The organism is Methanosphaera sp. (genome assembly GCF_016282985.1).
Classification (GTDB): domain Archaea; phylum Methanobacteriota; class Methanobacteria; order Methanobacteriales; family Methanobacteriaceae; genus Methanosphaera.
On record NZ_JAEELZ010000087.1, the window covers coordinates 67,673 to 86,133 of the forward strand.

Annotated in this window: 23 protein-coding genes; 4 read left to right on the forward strand and 19 right to left on the reverse strand. The window is 28.8% G+C overall.

All coding sequences use genetic code 11. The features are described from left to right. Positions 1-2: 2 nt before the first annotated feature. The 12 genes from QZZ11_RS05330 to QZZ11_RS05385 all read right to left on the reverse strand — a co-directional run bounded on the left by QZZ11_RS05330 (position 3) and on the right by QZZ11_RS05385 (position 5,834). The gene (locus QZZ11_RS05330; protein WP_292474237.1) at positions 3-221 is read right to left on the reverse strand and encodes a hypothetical protein; all 219 of its coding nucleotides are present in this window, start codon (positions 219-221) and stop codon (positions 3-5) included. Then, on the reverse strand, positions 208-732 hold the full coding sequence (locus QZZ11_RS05335) for a hypothetical protein (RefSeq protein WP_292474239.1): 525 nt from the start codon (positions 730-732) through the stop codon (positions 208-210). Before QZZ11_RS05335 ends, QZZ11_RS05330 begins: the two co-directional genes overlap by 14 nt. Further along, positions 729-1,007, reverse strand: coding sequence for a hypothetical protein (locus tag QZZ11_RS05340; RefSeq protein ID WP_292474241.1), 279 nt, complete (start codon positions 1,005-1,007; stop codon positions 729-731). The genes QZZ11_RS05335 and QZZ11_RS05340 overlap by 4 nt, the downstream gene beginning before the upstream one ends. Then, positions 1,004-1,150, reverse strand: coding sequence for a hypothetical protein (locus tag QZZ11_RS05345; protein WP_292474242.1), 147 nt, complete (start codon positions 1,148-1,150; stop codon positions 1,004-1,006). Before QZZ11_RS05345 ends, QZZ11_RS05340 begins: the two co-directional genes overlap by 4 nt. Next, on the reverse strand, positions 1,147-1,443 hold the full coding sequence (locus QZZ11_RS05350; RefSeq protein WP_292474244.1) for a hypothetical protein: 297 nt from the start codon (positions 1,441-1,443) through the stop codon (positions 1,147-1,149). Before QZZ11_RS05350 ends, QZZ11_RS05345 begins: the two co-directional genes overlap by 4 nt. Further along, on the reverse strand, positions 1,443-1,577 hold the full coding sequence (locus QZZ11_RS05355; protein WP_292474245.1) for a hypothetical protein: 135 nt from the start codon (positions 1,575-1,577) through the stop codon (positions 1,443-1,445). The genes QZZ11_RS05350 and QZZ11_RS05355 overlap by 1 nt, the downstream gene beginning before the upstream one ends. A gap of 179 nt (positions 1,578-1,756) precedes the next feature. After that, entirely contained in the window at positions 1,757-2,245 is a 489-nt protein-coding gene (locus tag QZZ11_RS05360; protein WP_292474247.1) for a hypothetical protein, read from the reverse strand. A 231-nt stretch (positions 2,246-2,476) separates the two neighbouring features. Beyond that, positions 2,477-2,770 carry a hypothetical protein gene (locus QZZ11_RS05365; RefSeq protein WP_292474248.1) on the reverse strand — a complete coding sequence of 98 codons (294 nt, stop codon included), beginning with the start codon at positions 2,768-2,770 and terminating at the stop codon, positions 2,477-2,479. A 240-nt stretch (positions 2,771-3,010) separates the two neighbouring features. Further along, positions 3,011-3,208: a hypothetical protein gene (locus QZZ11_RS05370; protein ID WP_292474250.1), complete on the reverse strand. Its 198-nt coding sequence runs from the start codon at positions 3,206-3,208 to the stop codon at positions 3,011-3,013. Positions 3,209-3,291: 83 nt separating this feature from the next. Next, positions 3,292-3,594: a hypothetical protein gene (locus tag QZZ11_RS05375; protein WP_292474252.1), complete on the reverse strand. Its 303-nt coding sequence runs from the start codon at positions 3,592-3,594 to the stop codon at positions 3,292-3,294. Between the two features lie 41 nt (positions 3,595-3,635). Next, positions 3,636-3,806, reverse strand: a complete 171-nt coding sequence (locus QZZ11_RS05380) for a hypothetical protein (protein ID WP_292474254.1) — start codon at positions 3,804-3,806, stop codon at positions 3,636-3,638. Between the two features lie 1,659 nt (positions 3,807-5,465). Next, positions 5,466-5,834, reverse strand: coding sequence for a hypothetical protein (locus QZZ11_RS05385; protein ID WP_292474255.1), 369 nt, complete (start codon positions 5,832-5,834; stop codon positions 5,466-5,468). A gap of 441 nt (positions 5,835-6,275) precedes the next feature. Between QZZ11_RS05385 and QZZ11_RS05390 the strand changes: the two genes are divergently transcribed. Then, positions 6,276-6,461, forward strand: coding sequence for a hypothetical protein (locus QZZ11_RS05390; RefSeq protein WP_292474256.1), 186 nt, complete (start codon positions 6,276-6,278; stop codon positions 6,459-6,461). A 51-nt stretch (positions 6,462-6,512) separates the two neighbouring features. Here the strand turns inward: QZZ11_RS05390 and QZZ11_RS05395 are convergent, their stop codons facing one another. The 3 genes from QZZ11_RS05395 to QZZ11_RS05405 are packed head-to-tail and all read right to left on the reverse strand — an operon-like array spanning position 6,513 to position 8,123. Beyond that, positions 6,513-6,944, reverse strand: coding sequence for a hypothetical protein (locus QZZ11_RS05395; RefSeq protein WP_292474258.1), 432 nt, complete (start codon positions 6,942-6,944; stop codon positions 6,513-6,515). A gap of 2 nt (positions 6,945-6,946) precedes the next feature. Next, positions 6,947-7,351: a hypothetical protein gene (locus QZZ11_RS05400; protein ID WP_292474259.1), complete on the reverse strand. Its 405-nt coding sequence runs from the start codon at positions 7,349-7,351 to the stop codon at positions 6,947-6,949. Then, positions 7,335-8,123 (reverse strand): TIGR04255 family protein, encoded by a 789-nt coding sequence (locus tag QZZ11_RS05405; protein ID WP_292474260.1) that lies wholly within the window; start codon positions 8,121-8,123, stop codon positions 7,335-7,337. Before QZZ11_RS05405 ends, QZZ11_RS05400 begins: the two co-directional genes overlap by 17 nt. Positions 8,124-8,305: 182 nt before the next feature. Here QZZ11_RS05405 and QZZ11_RS05410 point away from each other — a divergent pair, with 182 nt between their 5' ends. After that, positions 8,306-9,157 carry an AAA family ATPase gene (locus tag QZZ11_RS05410; RefSeq protein WP_292474261.1) on the forward strand — a complete coding sequence of 284 codons (852 nt, stop codon included), beginning with the start codon at positions 8,306-8,308 and terminating at the stop codon, positions 9,155-9,157. On the opposite strand, the gene QZZ11_RS05415 is transcribed toward QZZ11_RS05410, so the two are convergent. Beyond that, on the reverse strand, positions 9,143-10,288 hold the full coding sequence (locus tag QZZ11_RS05415; protein ID WP_292474262.1) for a hypothetical protein: 1,146 nt from the start codon (positions 10,286-10,288) through the stop codon (positions 9,143-9,145). The two genes, QZZ11_RS05410 and QZZ11_RS05415, sit on opposite strands and share 15 nt — an antisense overlap. 723 nt (positions 10,289-11,011) lie before the next feature. Between QZZ11_RS05415 and QZZ11_RS05420 the strand changes: the two genes are divergently transcribed. Beyond that, positions 11,012-14,512 carry a hypothetical protein gene (locus QZZ11_RS05420; protein WP_292474264.1) on the forward strand — a complete coding sequence of 1,167 codons (3,501 nt, stop codon included), beginning with the start codon at positions 11,012-11,014 and terminating at the stop codon, positions 14,510-14,512. A 150-nt stretch (positions 14,513-14,662) separates the two neighbouring features. Here the strand turns inward: QZZ11_RS05420 and cobM are convergent, their stop codons facing one another. From cobM to QZZ11_RS05435, 3 genes are all read right to left on the reverse strand, one after another. Further along, complete coding sequence (gene cobM, locus QZZ11_RS05425; protein ID WP_292474265.1) at positions 14,663-15,439, reverse strand: precorrin-4 C(11)-methyltransferase; 777 nt, start codon at positions 15,437-15,439, stop codon at positions 14,663-14,665. 92 nt (positions 15,440-15,531) lie between these two features. Further along, positions 15,532-16,392: a glycosyltransferase family 2 protein gene (locus QZZ11_RS05430; RefSeq protein ID WP_292474266.1), complete on the reverse strand. Its 861-nt coding sequence runs from the start codon at positions 16,390-16,392 to the stop codon at positions 15,532-15,534. A gap of 143 nt (positions 16,393-16,535) precedes the next feature. Beyond that, positions 16,536-17,477: an NAD(P)-dependent oxidoreductase gene (locus QZZ11_RS05435; RefSeq protein ID WP_292474267.1), complete on the reverse strand. Its 942-nt coding sequence runs from the start codon at positions 17,475-17,477 to the stop codon at positions 16,536-16,538. 96 nt (positions 17,478-17,573) lie between these two features. On the opposite strand from QZZ11_RS05435, the gene QZZ11_RS05440 reads away from it, so the two are divergent. Continuing rightward, positions 17,574-18,407: a deoxyribonuclease IV gene (locus QZZ11_RS05440; protein ID WP_292474268.1), complete on the forward strand. Its 834-nt coding sequence runs from the start codon at positions 17,574-17,576 to the stop codon at positions 18,405-18,407. The last annotated feature ends 54 nt before the right edge of the window (positions 18,408-18,461 follow it).

Consider the following 18,461-nt stretch of genomic DNA (forward strand, 5'->3'; position numbering starts at 1 on the left):
TTTTATTCAAACCATTCATATTTGTCTCCAGTTTTCTTGACAAAACCCAGTCGTACAAGGTACTCTAAAACTTCCAATATCTCATCATCCACATAGATACGTTGATGTTTAAATCCACAGTTAGTTACCTTGTGGATTAATTCATCTTCAGGTAATGGAGTGATTGCATTACCCAACGTGTTAATCAGGTCATGCTGCAGTTGCACATTATGATAATTCAATTTCATCAACTCCTTCTAATTCATCCACAACCAGTTTACCATAATGCTCATATAATTCACTGAGGATACTGTTTACATGATCCTCGATACTTGGTGAAACATACTTCAATTTATTCAGGTAATGTTTTGTTAAGTTAATACTGAATACCATGTCAGTAATGTTATCATTAACTATTACTGGTTTAACATTTTCTAACTCTTCTGCTACACTATCACGTAGTTGATTATGTTCATTTAATATTTCATCGCGTTTATCCCAGGAGGCATGTTGTACTTTTCTGAAATCCACATAACAGAATCCAGCATCATTCACACCGGTACAAACTATCTTGTATCGTCCTTTGTGTAGTGTGGCATCACTTTCTTTAATGTTGACATTGAAGCTTTGTTCTGCTCCTTCTGCCAGTACACGTGCATATGGTTTATGGTTCTTGGTGTACTTGATTTCTAATAGTTGTACTGTTACTTCTTCTCCTACGTTGAATTTTCCGAAACCGCTTTCTATTCTCATCTTGTTAACCCCACTCGTACTCCGTTTATTGCTGTTACGGTGTATAATATGTCATCATGTTTCATTTCTTCTAGGATTTCAACTATCTGTGAACGTGTATAGTTTAGTCTTAGTTCTTCAAGGTGTTCACTACATCTCTGGACTAATAAGTCATAGTCCATTGTTTTTAATCCTATTGCTTCAGTGTTTCGTATTATGTTGTAGATTGTGGTTTTTATTTCACGTGTTTCTGCTTTTCTTGTTTTTCCTCTTATGTATCCATGGTTTACTATCATGGTTGTGCCTCCCTTATTTCTTGTAGTTGTTTCATGCATTCTGGGACTAATTTTTTGAGTCTTTGATAGTCCTCATATTCTTGGATACCTAGGAGGTATCCGTTGTAACTTGCTTTGTTTCCTTTTTTGATTTGTTTAATCATTTTTTATCACCTATGTATGTGAGATTGTATCCTACAACTCTGGTTCGGGTTATTGGTTCCCGTTTTATTTTCCCTTTTTTTACTTGTTTTTCTATCCACTCGTAGAATGCCCAGTGACAGGTATGGTTTTTGTCCTCATCGTATGATGATACAAGTTGGTTGTATAGGTATGCTTGTTCTACTGCTCTTCCTTTGTGGTCTTGGAAGTATTGTGTTAGTACCCTGTTTGCTTTTTTTCGTTGTTTTCTATCTCTTGCCATTCCTTCTGAATAACCTTCTTCACAGTATGCCATTATATCACCATTAGTTGTATTGTGGTGAGGAAGATTGTTATTATGGTTATTAGGGTTGTTAGGTTTGTTTTGTTGATTTTTTCCCATTTTACATCGTTGTTGATGATGTGTTGTTTTTGTTTTAGTGTCATCATTTGGGTAACACCTCTTTCTTGTTTTATGTTTTTGTTCCTTTTAAGTGTAATATTTTTCATATTTTGAGAAGTAGAAATTGAAAAAATATATCCTATCAAACCCAAAGTTACTTTTAATAAATACAAAAAGTAACATTTTTAAAGTAACTAGTACAATTTTGAAAAGTAACTAGTAACCTTTATTTGGATTCCATATTAGTATAACCATCAATGTATACTTTCAATGCACTAGGAATTCTATTTAATACGGATTCTACACTCACATTATTCTCTTTACAAATCATAGTTACTTCGTTTAATGAAACTTTCTTCAAATCCCATTTATTATTTTCTTCTTCTTGAAGTATGTTTCTTAAACGAATCGTTAATGTCTGTAATGCATTATCAAATTGTTTTGACTGCACAGGGGTATAATTCCTTTTCAGTTCATTTATTTTAATTAGTTCATTATCCACATCTTCTACCAATTTTTCAATATTTTTCTTTTCATCTAACAGTTCATTTTTCTTGTCTTTCAATAGTTGTTCTTTCTGAATAATTATTGGCTCTTTTGTCACCAACAACAATGCATATTGTTCTATCGCTTCAGAAGGTTTTATTCCATACGTTTTCAGTATTTCTAGACTTGATTGTGTAACTGTTGGATGAATTTTTTTCATTTTATCCATGTTTAAAATCCCATAAATTATACTAATCTATTTATACTATAAAAAACAACTACATATCATAGACTGTTTTTATTAGAATTTATTTTGACTGTTATATACCCAACATGAGGATATTCTTTCGTAAAATAACAAATGAAGTTACAGGTAACTTTTATGGATGGTAACTAGTTACCTGCAAAAAGTTACTTTTTATGAACGTTGAATGTTACTTTATAATTTTCATTGAGAAGATTATGCTATCAGACCTTCTTCTTGAAAGTAGTTTGAATGTACTTTTCTGATGATTTTTTTGTTGTTGTTTTCTAGGACTAAATCTAGGATGTATGGTTCTATGTGTCGTGTTTTTTCTAGTGAGTTGCTACCGAAGCCTATTCCCGGTACTGCATATCTTTGTACTTCTCTTCCTTCTAATGTCAGTTCAGTTGTATACTCTTTGATTAGTTGTGTAATCATTTGTTTTGCTTTTTTGCTTATTTTCATGTTTTGTTCTTCACATAGTGAAGTAACATGTTCTTCAATATTCATTTTTATTCACCTTTTATTGAAAAAATAGATTAAGAGTAAAGGTAAATTGTGTGGTGGTTAATCCCAATTGACTACAAGTTGTAGTCAAATAAGTAACATCATAAAATATAATAAGGTAAAAATTATAAAAATAGTACATGAGTACTATTGATGTACTTAGGTATTAACCGACACTTATTCTATTATTGTTCTACCGTCCAAAGTGAAACAGTAATAGAATTGGTTGTACCTTTACCGAAATCATTTTCTTGTTTTTTTATATAATTTTGCATATTTTTTTCCATTTTCTTGGTAAATTTCCCAAATTATTTCATCTTGAGGAGTTATATCCATCAATTCTCTAATTGTTGTAGGAATTGCAATTCTTAATGACTTCGGCCTATTTTTTGCTACAGGTGAAACTTTTGTTGTTGTTTCAAATATTTTTTCGTCAGTCATTTTTTTTAACTCCTTAATTAGTGCCTCTTATGTAGGCACAATATTATATTGTACTCAAGAGTATATAAAGGTTTGGTATTTAATCAGAAGTATTGTATTTCAATTACCTGACATTTAGGTACTACCTTAAACCCTTCTGTTTTTGTCTGTATTTCAAACGTTTGATCCGTTTCAACTATACGTACACAATCCTTTATCTGAATACAAGGATAAATATAATTACAACCTCTAGCTTTAAAATATTCAAAAGTTTTACCATTACCTCCATTTGGAATATTTCTTACAATAGCTTTAGGTAATCCTTCAGTAAACCAACTGTTTTGTGTTCGTATGTCCATTTCTACTTCTTGTGCTTTTTCTTCTTTACTTTTTCCAAATAATGCCATATTATATCACCATTACATTTTTTTTCTAATTTTTTTTAACTTTATTGTATTTGTTTTATTATTCTGATCTCATTTTCATTTACCATTGTCCATAACAATTTATCACCAGTTTTCAAATCCATTATATCTCGATAGATTGCTGGAATATTCGTTCGCATAGCATTTAATTTTTTATTTCCACATATAACGGTGGTTTCTTTTTGAATTTTCATAGTATACTCCTTTATTTTTCAATCTGTTTGTAGAATCGTACAGTGTTCTGAATTTGTTCTTTAAACCCATACAAATCAGTTATTCCTTGAATAACATATTTATCTTCAGTAGCTTTACCTTTAATACTTGTATTCTTATCAAATAAGCTAATTGTTAATTTATCATTTATTGAATAAATTTATATATTATCATCACCTAATATAGTAGCATGAGAAATGAAACCTCAAACATAAAGACTTCTCGTGTCAATGGAGTTAACTTCTCATATAAGGTGCGAAAACAGAACAAAATTACATGAACAATTCCCATGGGTAGTTTTTATGTAATTTATTGTTCTATTTTCTGATAGAACACCAATATTATTTAACTACTTATTTTTATACAACTTTTAGCTGATTATTTTAATTATTACAACCCATATGATTCTGGAGGAGAAACAAGTGTAAATTTTATACTATAACTGAGTAATTCCCTATTTGAAATCCAACTTTTTAGACAGTAAAAGACATAATACCTTGAATTTACATGCTCACCTTACATGTATTTCTAATGTATCTATGATTACTGTACTACTATAAAAGGAGGTGAAAACTCCAATATGACACGAGAAGATTTAGATACAATTTTATCTATAGTCGCATCAGTAATTTCCATTTTAAGGGAGATTGCACCTTATCTCTTATTGATCTTCTTAAGATAAATCAAAAATTGACAGACGAACAGTTCAGGGAATACTATGGTTTAACAAATTTTACTTACTTTTTTTCTCCTCCACATATTTTATTCCTATCTTTTGTTCTTTCTCAGAGTTAAGTTTTATTTCCTCATGTGCATATAATGTACAATTATTATCACCCCTTTATTCATGACTTTCATCTTTTTATTGTTTTATGTAGTTTGAAAATGTTTTTGTGTTATGACATTTAACGTTGTTCAATTGTTTTTGATTTTTTTCTATTTTACTTGATAAAAAGTAAAGTTTTTATATAATGAACAAATTACATATTACTATGAACATGTGTTCATCTTGTTTGGTATTCAAGGTAGTTAATCTTCCTTGTGAAAATCGGAGGAGAATAGAACCAACATAAATGAAGGGGAAATTTGATTATTATCATATTACTCCTTTATTGTTTTTCTATTCTGATTAAACCAACCAATACTTATTTTATATATATTTTCATTTATTAACAAACTATTTTATTTTTATACGAACTAATAATACTAAATTATTATAATCATTTATTAACAAACATACAAATATGTAAACAATTCAGGATACAAACATGATTCAATGACAGATGAGTAATTACCTCTTATAAACTTTAATATACTATACTCTCCGGCATTAATGAAAACGACAACAAATTATTATCTTCATGGTTACTCCGAACCACGTTGAATAATAATTGATTGCCACTTAATGTACACAACAATAGGAGGAAACTACAATGTCTACCAAACAAATAGAAACCGTAGTTAAAGTGATACTTGTTATTGCTGCAATAACTACTATCATTGTTAATATTCCAAAGATCGTAGCATTCATATTATAAATGCAGAATTGAGTACGAAATTAAACAATTTTGATTTCATAAATGTTTAAAGTTAAAGACTTAGGTATTACTATGAGTCTCCTCTGTTTGTGATATTGTTTACTAATTATTTTTGATTATTTTGCCCTCCAATTTACTTAATTTGATATTCAATAATGCAAATAAAATATTTTCTGAGGTATAATCCGGATTTGAAGAAATCTTAGAACATAATATTTTTGCCAACAATAATTCTTCTTGATCCAAATATTCTTTATCAAAGTTTTTTATTTTATCCACTATCTCTTGCACTTCTTTACTATTAAATTGTGCCTTCTCTGGACTTTCAATATATAATGAAATTAATAAACTTTTAAATGATTTTTCTATCTCATTTATTGAAAGTATGTTGTTTAGCTCACTATTGTTAGTCTTTATTTTTTTAAATACTTTTTCTGCAGTTATTCCTGCATTATCTGAATTTTCTATCATGTTTATCGTTTTTGTTTTTTATGATTTTTATATTATTCAATACTCTTGTTAAAGTATATTTTTATTAACAATTGTGTACAAAAATAGTAATTGTAATATTCTTATTACTATTTTCCTGGTGATATGGATTATTACATTGTAGTGTAAAAATGAATTGTGGTATACTTCTCGTATAATTCCCTTTTGATATCATGATTTGGTAATAATATTGTTTCTTTATCTTTTGTGTTGTGTGTTGAAAAAAATGGATTTGGAAACCTATCTTACCTACTATTTTTATCAAGGATTATTTGTTATTTACCACAAATTTTACACTATTCTTATTATCAAACCTCCAAAAAAAACTCTTTTAAATATACTGCTTTTCAAATATAACACTTATTTCAACTTCTACTCAGCAGTACAATAACACTATTTATCACACATAGTATATAAAGCATAATGCAAACAGTAAAGTATGAAACAAGCAAAGTACGGTCTTTAAAAAGTATGGTCAACAAAAAGTATGATACAGTAAAAGTATGGTCAACAAAATATGATATTGCAAAAGTAAGGTCAAGAAAAAGTATAATCCACAAAAAATACAAAAATCAACAAAAAAAAATAAAAGAAGGAAGAAAACAATAAAAGGTAATTACAAGAAAATGTAAAATAAGGAAAATAAGGATTTAATCCTTATCAAGAAACTTCAATTTCATCTACATATCCAATAATTGATTGGGCAATATTAAATGCATCAGTAATACTTTCAAAAGTCCATTTTGAATATTCTTTTGACCCTTCACATGGAAGAGTTATAAAATAATCTGCTTGATGTCTTAATTTTTTTAATAATTCTAAATCATCAGCAATTTGAGTATTAAGAATAAAACCAAATGGACCCCTTGAACGTATGAAATTTATCATTTGGGTATGATCTTTAGAAGTAGAATTATACCCCCAATATTTCTTTAACCATTCTCGAACATATAAAAAAGTTCCATAATAAATTCTACCATATATCACTCTATTAACTGCCGAATTTGAAGTAAATAATTGAGCAGAATCATATAACTCTTTGGAAAAGTCTAAAAAATATTTTGGTTCAAAATCATCAAAATTTTTAAACATAATTACTTATTCCTCGTTAGGATAATTGTAATCTCCTTAAATGCTGAAGGAAATTTGGATTTTTTACAATATTCATTAATTTTTTTTAATATTTCAAAATGTAATTTATTCCTTTCTTCAATATTTAAATTGTTACTGAAACGTATATAATACTCTTTAGATAGATTACCCATAACATCTTCATCAAATAAATCACAAGAAATTAATTCATCATATTCTGGAAGAATATCCGTTAATATATAATTATAAATTTGAGAAAAGTGATTTGATTCAGGAACTTCTGATTCATATTTCCAAAAGAAATTTTTATTATCTTTGATATAATTTTCACTTAATGAATCTAAGTCGAATAAATAATTACTATTTTTAATATATTGAGTAATAACTTCTTCAACCATTAGTGTCATATTCTTCACCCATTTTATCCACAAATTTTTCTGATATTGAATATTCAAATTTATTGAATATGTATTTATTCATTTTTTTCAATTTATCAAAAGTTTCATCAATAGATACCTTACTTTTACAAACACAATCATAATCTAAAATAAAATGTTTTTCATATCCTGAATCTATTGTGGGATTAAAAAAACCATATTGTAATGTTAAATAGTAATCTTCTTTTTGATAGTCCAATCTTGAAAATAATTGTATTAATTTTTCATCTTGACGTTCTAAATCATCAATAATTTTATTATTGAACAACTTAGGATTAATATACTGTTCAATATTATTATTTATTTCATTATCAGTTATCTCATTAATATATCGTAAACCTAAAAAATTTATTTGAAAATGGTTGTATTCTTTTAGAGCAGATAGTAATAATAATATCTCTGTTAAAAATGCTTTGAATCCAGAATATGCTCCTTTATGATAATTTAATATTAGACTATTTGAAGTTAAAGATATTTGTTTGTTTCCTTTATTATTCCTGAAAACCCAACATAATTCACCAAAATCCATTTTATTCTCTGTAGTTCCCTTGTTAATATTTATATTTAAATTGACTTTTTGTTGTTGTAAAATTTCCAAATTGGGAAATTGTGCAATTATCCTGTTTCTAAATTTTTTTGCTGATTCTTTCTGAGTTCCAGCAAGTTCTAGTATAGTGGTAAAATCAATTCTAAATATAATTTCACTTAAAAAATTGTCTTTTAGTGTTACTCCTTTTTCCATAATTTTACCTTCTTTTTTATTGAAATTATTTTTATTTATATTTCTATTGATATTTAATCATTCGCTTTTTGAAAAAAAAATTTTTTATTCTGTGAAGGAAGATGAAGAGGAGGTCTTGATAAGTACTCAGGGGGGATTTACTAAGTTTTATTCAAATACTAGCAACAATAAAACAATATAATATGTCATACTTTAAACAATATAACCAAGAAGAAAATGTGTTTAAAAATAGCCAATACCTAAACCCCTCATGTCTTCCAAGAGAATTTCACTATCGTGATAATGAAATGGCAACTATAGCAAGTTACATCCAACCAGTATTCGAAGGAACAATACCCATACACGCAGTCATCATAGGTGGAAATGCAACAGGAAAAACAACAGCTATACAAAAACTATTCGAAGAAATAAACGAAGTACTAACAGAAGCCGTAACAGTTTATATTAACTGTAGAAAAAACAGGACGGAATACAGTATATACTGTATAATCTATGAAAAAGTAACTGGTAAACAAGCACCACGAAGAGGAAGTAACAACAATCATTTATTAGAAGCTATCATGAATAGTTTACATGAATCACATAAAGCATTGATTGTATCACTTGATGATGCAAATTACTTATTAGGAAATGATGATACAGCAAGTCCACATAGCCAAAATGTAATACGTAACCTCACTAGAGCAAATGAAAGCTACGATGTAATAATAGGAATATACCCCATAATAACAAGTCATGAATTCAATTATCATTTTGAAAGTGAGGTAAGTACTTTATTCACACCACTTGAAGTTTATTTCAATCCATATACTAGTAAGCAATATTTTAACATCATCAAAGAAAGATGCAAATGTGCATTCAATATAGAAATAGACGACTATGTAATTAAGAGCATAGTAGAAAAAGTTGAAGAAACCCAGAACATCAGGTTAGCCTGGGACATACTTAAACAATTCGGAATATCATTAAACAATAATCCTAAAAAAAGTCAAAAGGAAGTCATAACTGACATCCTACAATTAAGGGGAGGATAACTTCATATACTCATTAAGCAATTGTTCCATGTTGTGTATTTTTTCATCAATCACTTTTTCTTTTTCACGATACCTTATCAATTCTTCTTTTTCAGAACTAGTTATATCATGATATTCAACATTATTAAAAAATGTAACCTTATCCAATACACGCATATACTTTTTCTTTAATTCATCAGGTTTAGGTTTGTAATATGCTTGTTTGGTATCCCCAACACTACGTCCTTCAAGAAAATCAATAGTTAAGTCAGATAATCCTGCATCAAATAGTCTTGATCCAAACATTTTTCTTAAACCGTGGCTGTGAAAAAATCTGCAATGATCATTTTTCCAACCGAACATACATGCATCATTTAATCGTTCAAAATTTGTTTGAATAGATTGAGCAGAGATATTGAATAATTTGGATTCAGGTTTTAATTCTCTTTTCATTAATTCTTCTGCAAGGTACGTTAGTATTTGTTGGGTTGCTTCAGGACTGCAGAATGTGAAGTATGGTGTTTGGGTTTTTTGTCGGATTATGTTCCATGTGGGTATTATATCGTCTCTATGTTTTAATGCATATATGACTTGTTCTATTTTGGTTTCTTGATGGTATTCCCTGGTTGCATCTATGAAGTCTTGTATTGTTATGTTACTTGTTTCTTGTGCTGCGGTTCCACTGCTTGCCATGAAGAGTATTATTGCCCGTGTTTTATTGTTTTTACTTGTTTGTACTGCTTTTCGTATTTGTTTAGGTTTTATTATGTGTTGGTATGTTTCTATTACTTTGACTTTGTTTCGTGTTATTTTTGGGGGTGTTATGTCGAATTGTGCGTAGAATGTTCTTATTTTTGTGATTCTGTCGTTGATTGTTCTGTCGCTTAGTTTTTGTTCTTGTAGTTTCATTTTGTAGTTGATTAGTCTTGTTTTTATTTTTCTTTTGCTTATGCGTATTCCCTGTTCTTCTTCATCATCTGCTTCTCTGATTAGTTCGTCTATGTTTGTTTGTTGTATTTGTGTGTAATTGTTTAGTACTACTGCGTATGATTTTTGACTGCTTTTTTTGAGGTTTCTTATCATGCAAAACTCTTTGAAGAGTTGGTTTTTATATATTGTTTCTATATTATTATTTTGTGTTTGTGTTGTCATGAGTATTAGTATGTAAAAAATAGTATAAAAACTTACATTTCTGAGTAGAAAGTAAATTAATCTCCTTTAAATATTCTTTTTTTAAATATTGAGTGTCAGACATAATTATTTTTTTTGTTATTTTGTATTACTTTTTTTTGGATAAAATGATTTAATATTTATTTTGTATTCATACCAAAATTAGAGTCTTATTTACTAAAATATAAATGATATTTCATTTTAATAACAATATAATACATGTAACTAATTTTATATAAATATTAGCATACATTAAATCTTTTTACTAATATAAACTAAAATACAAATGTATTTTTAAAATCCAATACTATTTTTATGAAAAAATTAATAAAATAAGAAAGTAACGCTATCAAAAAATTATACTTTATAAAATGGGATTGAATATTATTTTAACCATACAGTTCAACTAAATCCTATAGAAGAGGTATGGAAACAATAAAAAGAATACTATTTATTCCAATTATAATACATTAGATAATAAAAATATTTAAAACATTATTTTATGAAATAATCAATAATAAATCATTTAATAAATGAATTTCAGAATACTATGACATAAAATTTTGATAAGATACTAATAATATGGAAAATAGTCAGTTACGATAAAATAAGGGATTTTGGTTTTAGTATTAATAACTGTTAAATATTCAACATTTTCTAATATAATAATATAAAAGTTAAAGGGAGGAAAAAAAGAGGATAAAAATGACAAAAATTAAAAAGGCACTACTCTTTGCAGCACTGATTGTAGTACTAATGGGAATATCATACGCAACTGAAGCATCAAATAACAACGTAACAGACATAAATGATGCAACAATGATAGTAAAAGATACAACTACAATATCAGAAAGCGATACAATAATACAGGAAAATATAGAGGAAGTAAAGACAGCTGAAAGTACAACAAAAACTATCCAAAAAAGTAATATTGCTAAGTCTAATATTAAAAAGGACAATCTGATAACAGTATCCTCATGGGATGAACTAAGTGGAAACATTACTGCTCTAACATCTGAATCAGGAGATACAACAATCAAATTAAACGAAGACACATATACAAATAATGGTATAATCAGATGGGAAGGCACTAATATGATACTGACCATTGACGGAAACGGACAGACAATAAATGGAAACCAGAAACGGGTATTTTATATCAACAGTGGCTCTTCACTAGTTCTAAAAAACATCATCATAAAAGATGCCAAAGAAAATGGTGGATTTGGAGGTGCAATATACAACAGTGGAAATTTAACCATAATAAATTCCACACTCACACACAACATAGCCTCATATGGGGGAGCAATAATCAACGTGGAAGGTAATTTAACTGTAAGCAACTCCATACTCACACACAACACAGCCTCATATGGGGGAGCAATATACAACTGGGGTAGTTTAACTGTAAGCAACTCCAACTACACAAACAACAACGCAACCAATGGAGGAGCAATACACAACTACCATGGTACTTTAACTGTAATGAACAATTCCCTGTTTGAATGTAACCAAGCAGTTTATGGTGGAGCAATATGCAACAATGGTACTTCATTTGTTGCTTATTATAATGTGTCTGTTTCTAATTTCACAAAAAATAATGCAAGTTACGGTGCTGCACTATACAACACCGAAAATACAAGAGGTAACTTAACATATAACAATTTTACTAAAAATACTGCAAAAGCTGGTGGATCTGGAGGTGCGATATATAACAAGGGAAATTTAACCATAATAAATTCCACACTCACACACAACACAGCCTCATATGGGGGAGCAATACGTAATGATTATGGTCCTTTAACGATAAACAACTCCAACCTCACATACAACAACGCAACCAATGGAGGAGCAATACACAACAATGATGGTCATTTAACTGTAAACAACTCCAACTTCACACACAACAATGCAAAAAAATATGGAGGAGCAATACACAACCCAGAAGAACAATATTATATTGATATAGTTAATTCTAATTTCACACAAAACCATGCAAACACAGGTGGTGCAATAAATACTATGGGGTTTTTAAATGCCACAGATAATAATTTCATTGAAAACACTGCAGATAACAAAGAAACAATATGGTTAAATGGAATTTGGAATGGACTCTTTGCTACTAATCATTATTATTCTACTGACATTAATCTTAGTGAGATAAAATTATCTGTTAAAGATGATAAGAAATCATTTACATATTGTGAAAACATAGAACTAAACTTTACTATAAAACTCAGTAATCCTAATGATTATGAAGACTTTTCAGAGGGAATTGAAGATATAACATTGAACATTAATGGTGAAGAAAAGGTTATCAGAAAGTATGAAGCATACAATTTAACACACCTGAAACCAGGAAAATACAATGTTTACTTTACTAGTTGTAACAGTCAATCAAACACAGTAACCTTTACAATAACAGGTGATTCAGAAATTACAACAGACAAGAAGTCTTATGACTACTATGACGGCATAAAAAATATGGTACAGCTATTTATTAATGATGAAATTGAAGAACCAGGAACAATTTACGTATGTGTAAAAGATGTTGATAAATACGATGAACTGTTTACATGTCATAATGTTAAAGACGGATACACACTTCAAACAGCAACATTGGCCGAAGTACTGGAAAACATCTACGATAACTTAGACTCATCATACACAATAAATGTTACATACTATAGTGACTATGTAATTCCTAGTTCAACTGAATTCACATTAAACATTATCAAACAGAGAAACACCACTATAATCTATGACATACTTAACAACACAGAAGGTAATTTGCAAATTAATATCACAGTTATCGATGCAGTTAATCATTCCATAATAGAAGATTCGGGCATCAAAGTAACAGGTGATATCAACAAGAATACCACAAGTAGCGTGCTCATAGACAACACTCTAACACCTGGAGACTACACAATAAACGTTCACTACAATGAAACAGATGGATATAAGTCATCAGATGTTAGAATTGAATTTACAGTAGAAATTGATTATGATAAGAAAATATCAGAACTGAAAGAAACCATAACGAATCTAACAGAAAAAATAAATGAAACCAATAGCCAGATTTATAACTTGACTAATCAACTGTATGAATCAAAAAACAAAATCAATAACTTAATCAATCAGTTATCACAAGCCAATAACCTAATCAACAAACTAAACAATAAAAACAAAAATCTACAGGATACTATAAATGATTTAACACAACAACTAATAGTTGCAGAAAAAAAAATCAACGACTTAAATGACACAATTAATGAACTGTTAAATAAAATTCCACTAAAAACAACAATTACAATTAACCCCATCAAGTCCAGCGTAGGTAATATAGTTAATCTCTCAGCCAACATCATTGATGAGAATAATACACCTGTAACAGGTGGAAAAGCAATATTCAAAGTAAACGGAATAACACTAAGGGACGAAAACAACAATGTAATCTACGCAATGGTAAATGACGGAATGGCATCCATATCCTATAAAGTACAAAGCGTATGGTTCAAAGACACAAGCTACCTTCAGGTAGTATACGGCGGAAACGAAAACTACACATCCACACGAACAACCGCATCAGATGTTTTAGACATTACCGAAGGTATTGCAAGAATAACCTTGGATAAAACAGACATTACGGCCAAATCAGGACAAACAATTACACTAAGAGCAAAAATAACAGATACAACCGGTACAAGTATAACCGGTGGAAAAGTAGTATTCAAATTAAACGGCAAAACACTAAAAGGTGAAAACGGAGAAGTACTATATGCACAAGTTATCGATGGCAAAGCAGTACTGGACTACATAATCACTACGAAATATTCTGCAAAAACATATACACTAACAGCAGTATATGGTGGAAACAACTATGAACGTACCGAAACAAACGGAACATTAACCTTAGAGAATAAAGAAGTAAACATAAACGTTGAGAGCATAACAACAAATAACAATAAAACAAGCATCAAGGCAACCATTACTTATGAAACAGGATTATTACTTGTTACCAGTACAAAAATGGCCATTAAAATCAATGGTAAAACAGTTTTAAGTGGTGTTAACAGTACAAATGGTAAGATTGACATCTCATTTACTACAACATTAAGGCCTGGAATGTATGAGTTACTAATAATATCCGGAGAAAATGGAATATATAAAGCAGGAAAAGTAACAACTATCCTAAAAATTTAACAAAAAATAGATTACAATAAAGGTACGAATTAGATCGTGCCATCCACTTTTTTTTATTTTCTAAAAATGGATACTAAATTAACTTGAATTCAAATAGGGTTATATAATGTTCTTTTTTTAGTTTTTTTTATAAAAAAAAGTATAAGATGCTTATTCAGCATCTCTGTACATATGTGCAAATTTTGGATCATAAAGTTTTGATTGTTCTCCACTTTGTTGATCTAAAACATCACCTACAACAATCATAGCTGTTTTTGTAAATCCTGCATCATGTACTTTTTGAGCAATATTAGTTAAATTTCCACGAACAATTTCCTGATCAGGCCATGTAGCTTTTTTAACAACTGCTACTGGAGTATCTTCCCTATATTCTTTTAATAATTCTGTAACAACATCATCAATCATGTGAATTCCTAAAAAGATACACATTGTTGCATTATGTTCTGCCAATTTGCATAAAGCTTCTTTGGATGGTTTAGGTGTTCTACCTTCAGGTCTTGTGATAATAATAGTTTGTGAAACTTCAGGCAATGTTAACTGTGATTCTAAAGCTGCTGCTGTTCCAAATAAACTACTTACTCCCGGAATTATAGTATAACCAATATCCAATTCTTTTAATTGATTAATTTGTTCAGCTATAGCACCATATATTGCAGGATCTCCAGTGTGAACACGTGCAATAATCTTATTTTCTTCATGTGCTTTTTTAATTACATCAATAATTTCATCCAAATTCATTTCGGCACTGTCATAAATATCTGCATCATCTTTTGCAATATCCAACACGGCAGGATTAACTAAAGAACCAGCATAAATGATTACATCTGAATTTTTAATTGCTTCAGCACCTTTTACTGTAATCAATTCAGGGTCACCAGGACCAGCACCAATAAATATTACTTTACCTTTATAATCTTCAAAATTCATATAAATTCTCCATTGTTTTTTAGGTTACTATAGATTAGTATTTATTTTATAAATAATATATTTTTTTTTAATAGTAGTTTAATGACAGTAAATTAATGTTTAAATCGATTTAAATAATCAGTTAAGACACCTGATAATATTAAAACTATTCCCATCAAGATTACAAATATTCCAACTGCATTTAAATAAAGATTTCCTGCAAGGCTTGTTGCATTTATAGATAAATATATTAAAATACCAAAGAAGGTTATAATAGCACCACTTATTCCATAGAAGTATAAAGGTCTATTAAATCTCATTAATTCCAGAACTCTTAAAAGAACACTTACTCCTTGAATAACTGGATTAGCAGTAGTTGTATTTACATCATATCGGACTGTGATTGGAACTTCTTTGATTATTAAATTATTATTGGATGCCTCAATTAACATATCACTTTCTATACCAAAACCTTCAGGATTAAAATTAAAACAATTGAAACATTTTGAAGAAAAAGCTCTGAAACCACTTTGTGAATCTGTTAATTTTACCCCTGAAGCAACATTTGTTGCAGTATCTAAAACTGTTTGACCTATCCTTCGATATGTAGGCGTTGACGTATCTTGATTATTTATATAACGACTTCCATTTACTAAGTCAGCAACTCCATCTTCAATTGGTTTAATTAATAAAGGAATTTCAGAAGGATTATGTTGACCGTCAGCATCTATTGTAACTATAATATCAAAGTTTTTAGCATATTCAAAGCCAGTTTTTAAAGCAACACCTTTACCTTTGTTGAATTTATGACTTAAAACTGTAGCACCCGCTAATTCAGAGACTTCTTTAGTTCTATCTGTACTACCATCATCTATTACTATTACTTCATTAGCATATTTAGAAGATAATAATATCATACTAGCTATTGCTACTTCTTCATTATATGCCGGTAATAAAATAGCCACATTAGTCATATTCTCTACTCCAAATAAATAATAAAAATAATATTATTATTTTATCATACAAGTATCTTTATTAATTAAATCTATTATAATTATTGTAATACGTAAAAAATAAAAAAAATAGTTCTTGAAAAAATATTAAAAGAAAAAAAGGATTAATCTAATCTATAATACCATTTCATCCAATCTACTGTTTTTTGGATACCTTCTTTAGGTTTGACTTTTGGATCATGTTTTAAATCACGTATAGATTTTGAAAAATCAATTGTTTTTACTTTAGTTGTAAAAGGTTCAGCTTCTTCATAAGTAACTAAACTATCATCACAACCTACTGCATCTAATACTAAATCCGAATAATCTTTAATATCCATTTCCCAATCTTGATTTCCACCAATATTATATGCTTCACCAGGTATGAAATTATCAACTATATTAGCAAATGTTCGTGCTGTATCTCCAACATAATCAATTATTCTTTTATGTCCTTTGAATACTGTATAAGGTTTGTTGTGTAATGCCAAGTAGATGAATTTAGGAATAAAACCTCTATAAGGTGTGTATCTTTCTCCAGGACCATAACAGTTTACTGGACGAACTCTTACTGTTTCTGTTCCAAACATCTTTGCAGAATTCATACACATTAATTCTCCATCCCATTTACTAATAGCATAATCATTCATTTGATAAGTATCTTTTATAGGATTATTTTCCATTACATCTTCAGACATTTTTCCAGTATAATCTCCATATACTTCTGCAGAAGAGAAAAATATCATCCTAAAATCATTTTTTTCTTGTAATCTAAGCATATTTTTTGTACCTATTACATTAGTCTGCCATAGATTTTCATAATATGCTTCTCCGTTCCATCTTCCATATTCTGCTGCTAAATGATATACATAATCAAAAGGACCTGTTTCTTCAAAAGTTCTTTCTAATTGTCTATAATATCGAACATCTGTACGAACATAATCTTCACGATCATTATTTAATAAATCTGCTGCGATTACTTCATGTCCTCTGCTACGTAATTCATTTACAAGATTTGTACCGATGAATCCTGATCCTCCAGTAACTAATATTTTTTTTGTTTCCATAATCTTCCCCTAAAACAATAATATATACAATTATATAATTAATAATATTAATATTTTAATAGATTATTATAATGAAAATATTTTGGAGAATAAATAATGTTTACAATTGGCGCTCATTTATCAATAAATAAAGGTTTTGAGAACATAGGTCGGGAAGCTCTCAGTATAAATGCAAATACTTTTCAATTTTTTCCACGTAGCCCTCGAGGTGGAAAAGCAAAAGCATTAAACCCTGAAGACATTGCAAACTTTGAAGAATTGATGAGTAATTCCAATATTAATGTAATTTTAGCCCATGCACCTTATGTAATTAACTTAGCTTCAAAATCAGAAAAAACTAGAAACAATGCTTATGAAATTTTTGAAGATGACTTAAAAAGGTTATCACAACTACCCAATAATTTATATAATTTTCATCCAGGAAGTCATGTGGGACAAGGTGTTGAAAAAGGTGTTGAATTAATTAGCTGTTCTTTAAATAAATTAATTGATGAAAATCAAAAAACAACAATCTTACTTGAAACAATGGCAGGTAAAGGTACTGAAATTGGTAGAACTTTTGAAGAATTAGAAATGATTATTGAAAAAGTTGAACTAGATGAAAAAATAGGAGTATGTTTGGATACATGCCATGTTTATGATGCAGGTTATGATATCAAAAATAATTTAGATCAAGTTATTGATGAATTTGACAATGTAATTGGTTTAGATAGATTAAAAGCAATCCATTTAAATGATAGTAAATATGGATTAAATAGTCATAAAGACAGGCATGAAAAAATAGGCTTAGGTGAGTTAGGTTTAGATGCTATTTCCAATATTATAAACCATAAATCATTTAGAAACCTTCCTTTTTATTTAGAAACTCCTAATGATGTTGAAGGTTATAAAGAAGAAATTAAATTGTTAAGAGGATTATATAAAGAATAAAATTAATTCTTTTTCCCCTTAAAATTATCGTGAATAGTAATTTAATAATAATAT

Coding starts and splice junctions, on each gene's coding strand:
- QZZ11_RS05335 (WP_292474239.1), bottom strand. CDS start 732: ATGAGAATAGAAAGCGGTTTCGGAAAATTCAACGTAGGAGAAGAAGTA.
- QZZ11_RS05340 (WP_292474241.1), bottom strand. CDS start 1,007: ATGATAGTAAACCATGGATACATAAGAGGAAAAACAAGAAAAGCAGAA.
- QZZ11_RS05345 (WP_292474242.1), bottom strand. CDS start 1,150: ATGATTAAACAAATCAAAAAAGGAAACAAAGCAAGTTACAACGGATAC.
- QZZ11_RS05350 (WP_292474244.1), bottom strand. CDS start 1,443: ATGGCATACTGTGAAGAAGGTTATTCAGAAGGAATGGCAAGAGATAGA.
- QZZ11_RS05355 (WP_292474245.1), bottom strand. CDS start 1,577: ATGATGACACTAAAACAAAAACAACACATCATCAACAACGATGTAAAA.
- QZZ11_RS05360 (WP_292474247.1), bottom strand. CDS start 2,245: ATGGATAAAATGAAAAAAATTCATCCAACAGTTACACAATCAAGTCTA.
- QZZ11_RS05365 (WP_292474248.1), bottom strand. CDS start 2,770: ATGAATATTGAAGAACATGTTACTTCACTATGTGAAGAACAAAACATG.
- QZZ11_RS05370 (WP_292474250.1), bottom strand. CDS start 3,208: ATGACTGACGAAAAAATATTTGAAACAACAACAAAAGTTTCACCTGTA.
- QZZ11_RS05375 (WP_292474252.1), bottom strand. CDS start 3,594: ATGGCATTATTTGGAAAAAGTAAAGAAGAAAAAGCACAAGAAGTAGAA.
- QZZ11_RS05380 (WP_292474254.1), bottom strand. CDS start 3,806: ATGAAAATTCAAAAAGAAACCACCGTTATATGTGGAAATAAAAAATTA.
- QZZ11_RS05385 (WP_292474255.1), bottom strand. CDS start 5,834: ATGATAGAAAATTCAGATAATGCAGGAATAACTGCAGAAAAAGTATTT.
- QZZ11_RS05390 (WP_292474256.1), top strand. CDS start 6,276: ATGCAAACAGTAAAGTATGAAACAAGCAAAGTACGGTCTTTAAAAAGT.
- QZZ11_RS05395 (WP_292474258.1), bottom strand. CDS start 6,944: ATGTTTAAAAATTTTGATGATTTTGAACCAAAATATTTTTTAGACTTT.
- QZZ11_RS05400 (WP_292474259.1), bottom strand. CDS start 7,351: ATGACACTAATGGTTGAAGAAGTTATTACTCAATATATTAAAAATAGT.
- QZZ11_RS05405 (WP_292474260.1), bottom strand. CDS start 8,123: ATGGAAAAAGGAGTAACACTAAAAGACAATTTTTTAAGTGAAATTATA.
- QZZ11_RS05410 (WP_292474261.1), top strand. CDS start 8,306: ATGTCATACTTTAAACAATATAACCAAGAAGAAAATGTGTTTAAAAAT.
- QZZ11_RS05415 (WP_292474262.1), bottom strand. CDS start 10,288: ATGACAACACAAACACAAAATAATAATATAGAAACAATATATAAAAAC.
- QZZ11_RS05420 (WP_292474264.1), top strand. CDS start 11,012: ATGACAAAAATTAAAAAGGCACTACTCTTTGCAGCACTGATTGTAGTA.
- cobM (WP_292474265.1), bottom strand. CDS start 15,439: ATGAATTTTGAAGATTATAAAGGTAAAGTAATATTTATTGGTGCTGGT.
- QZZ11_RS05430 (WP_292474266.1), bottom strand. CDS start 16,392: ATGACTAATGTGGCTATTTTATTACCGGCATATAATGAAGAAGTAGCA.
- QZZ11_RS05435 (WP_292474267.1), bottom strand. CDS start 17,477: ATGGAAACAAAAAAAATATTAGTTACTGGAGGATCAGGATTCATCGGT.
- QZZ11_RS05440 (WP_292474268.1), top strand. CDS start 17,574: ATGTTTACAATTGGCGCTCATTTATCAATAAATAAAGGTTTTGAGAAC.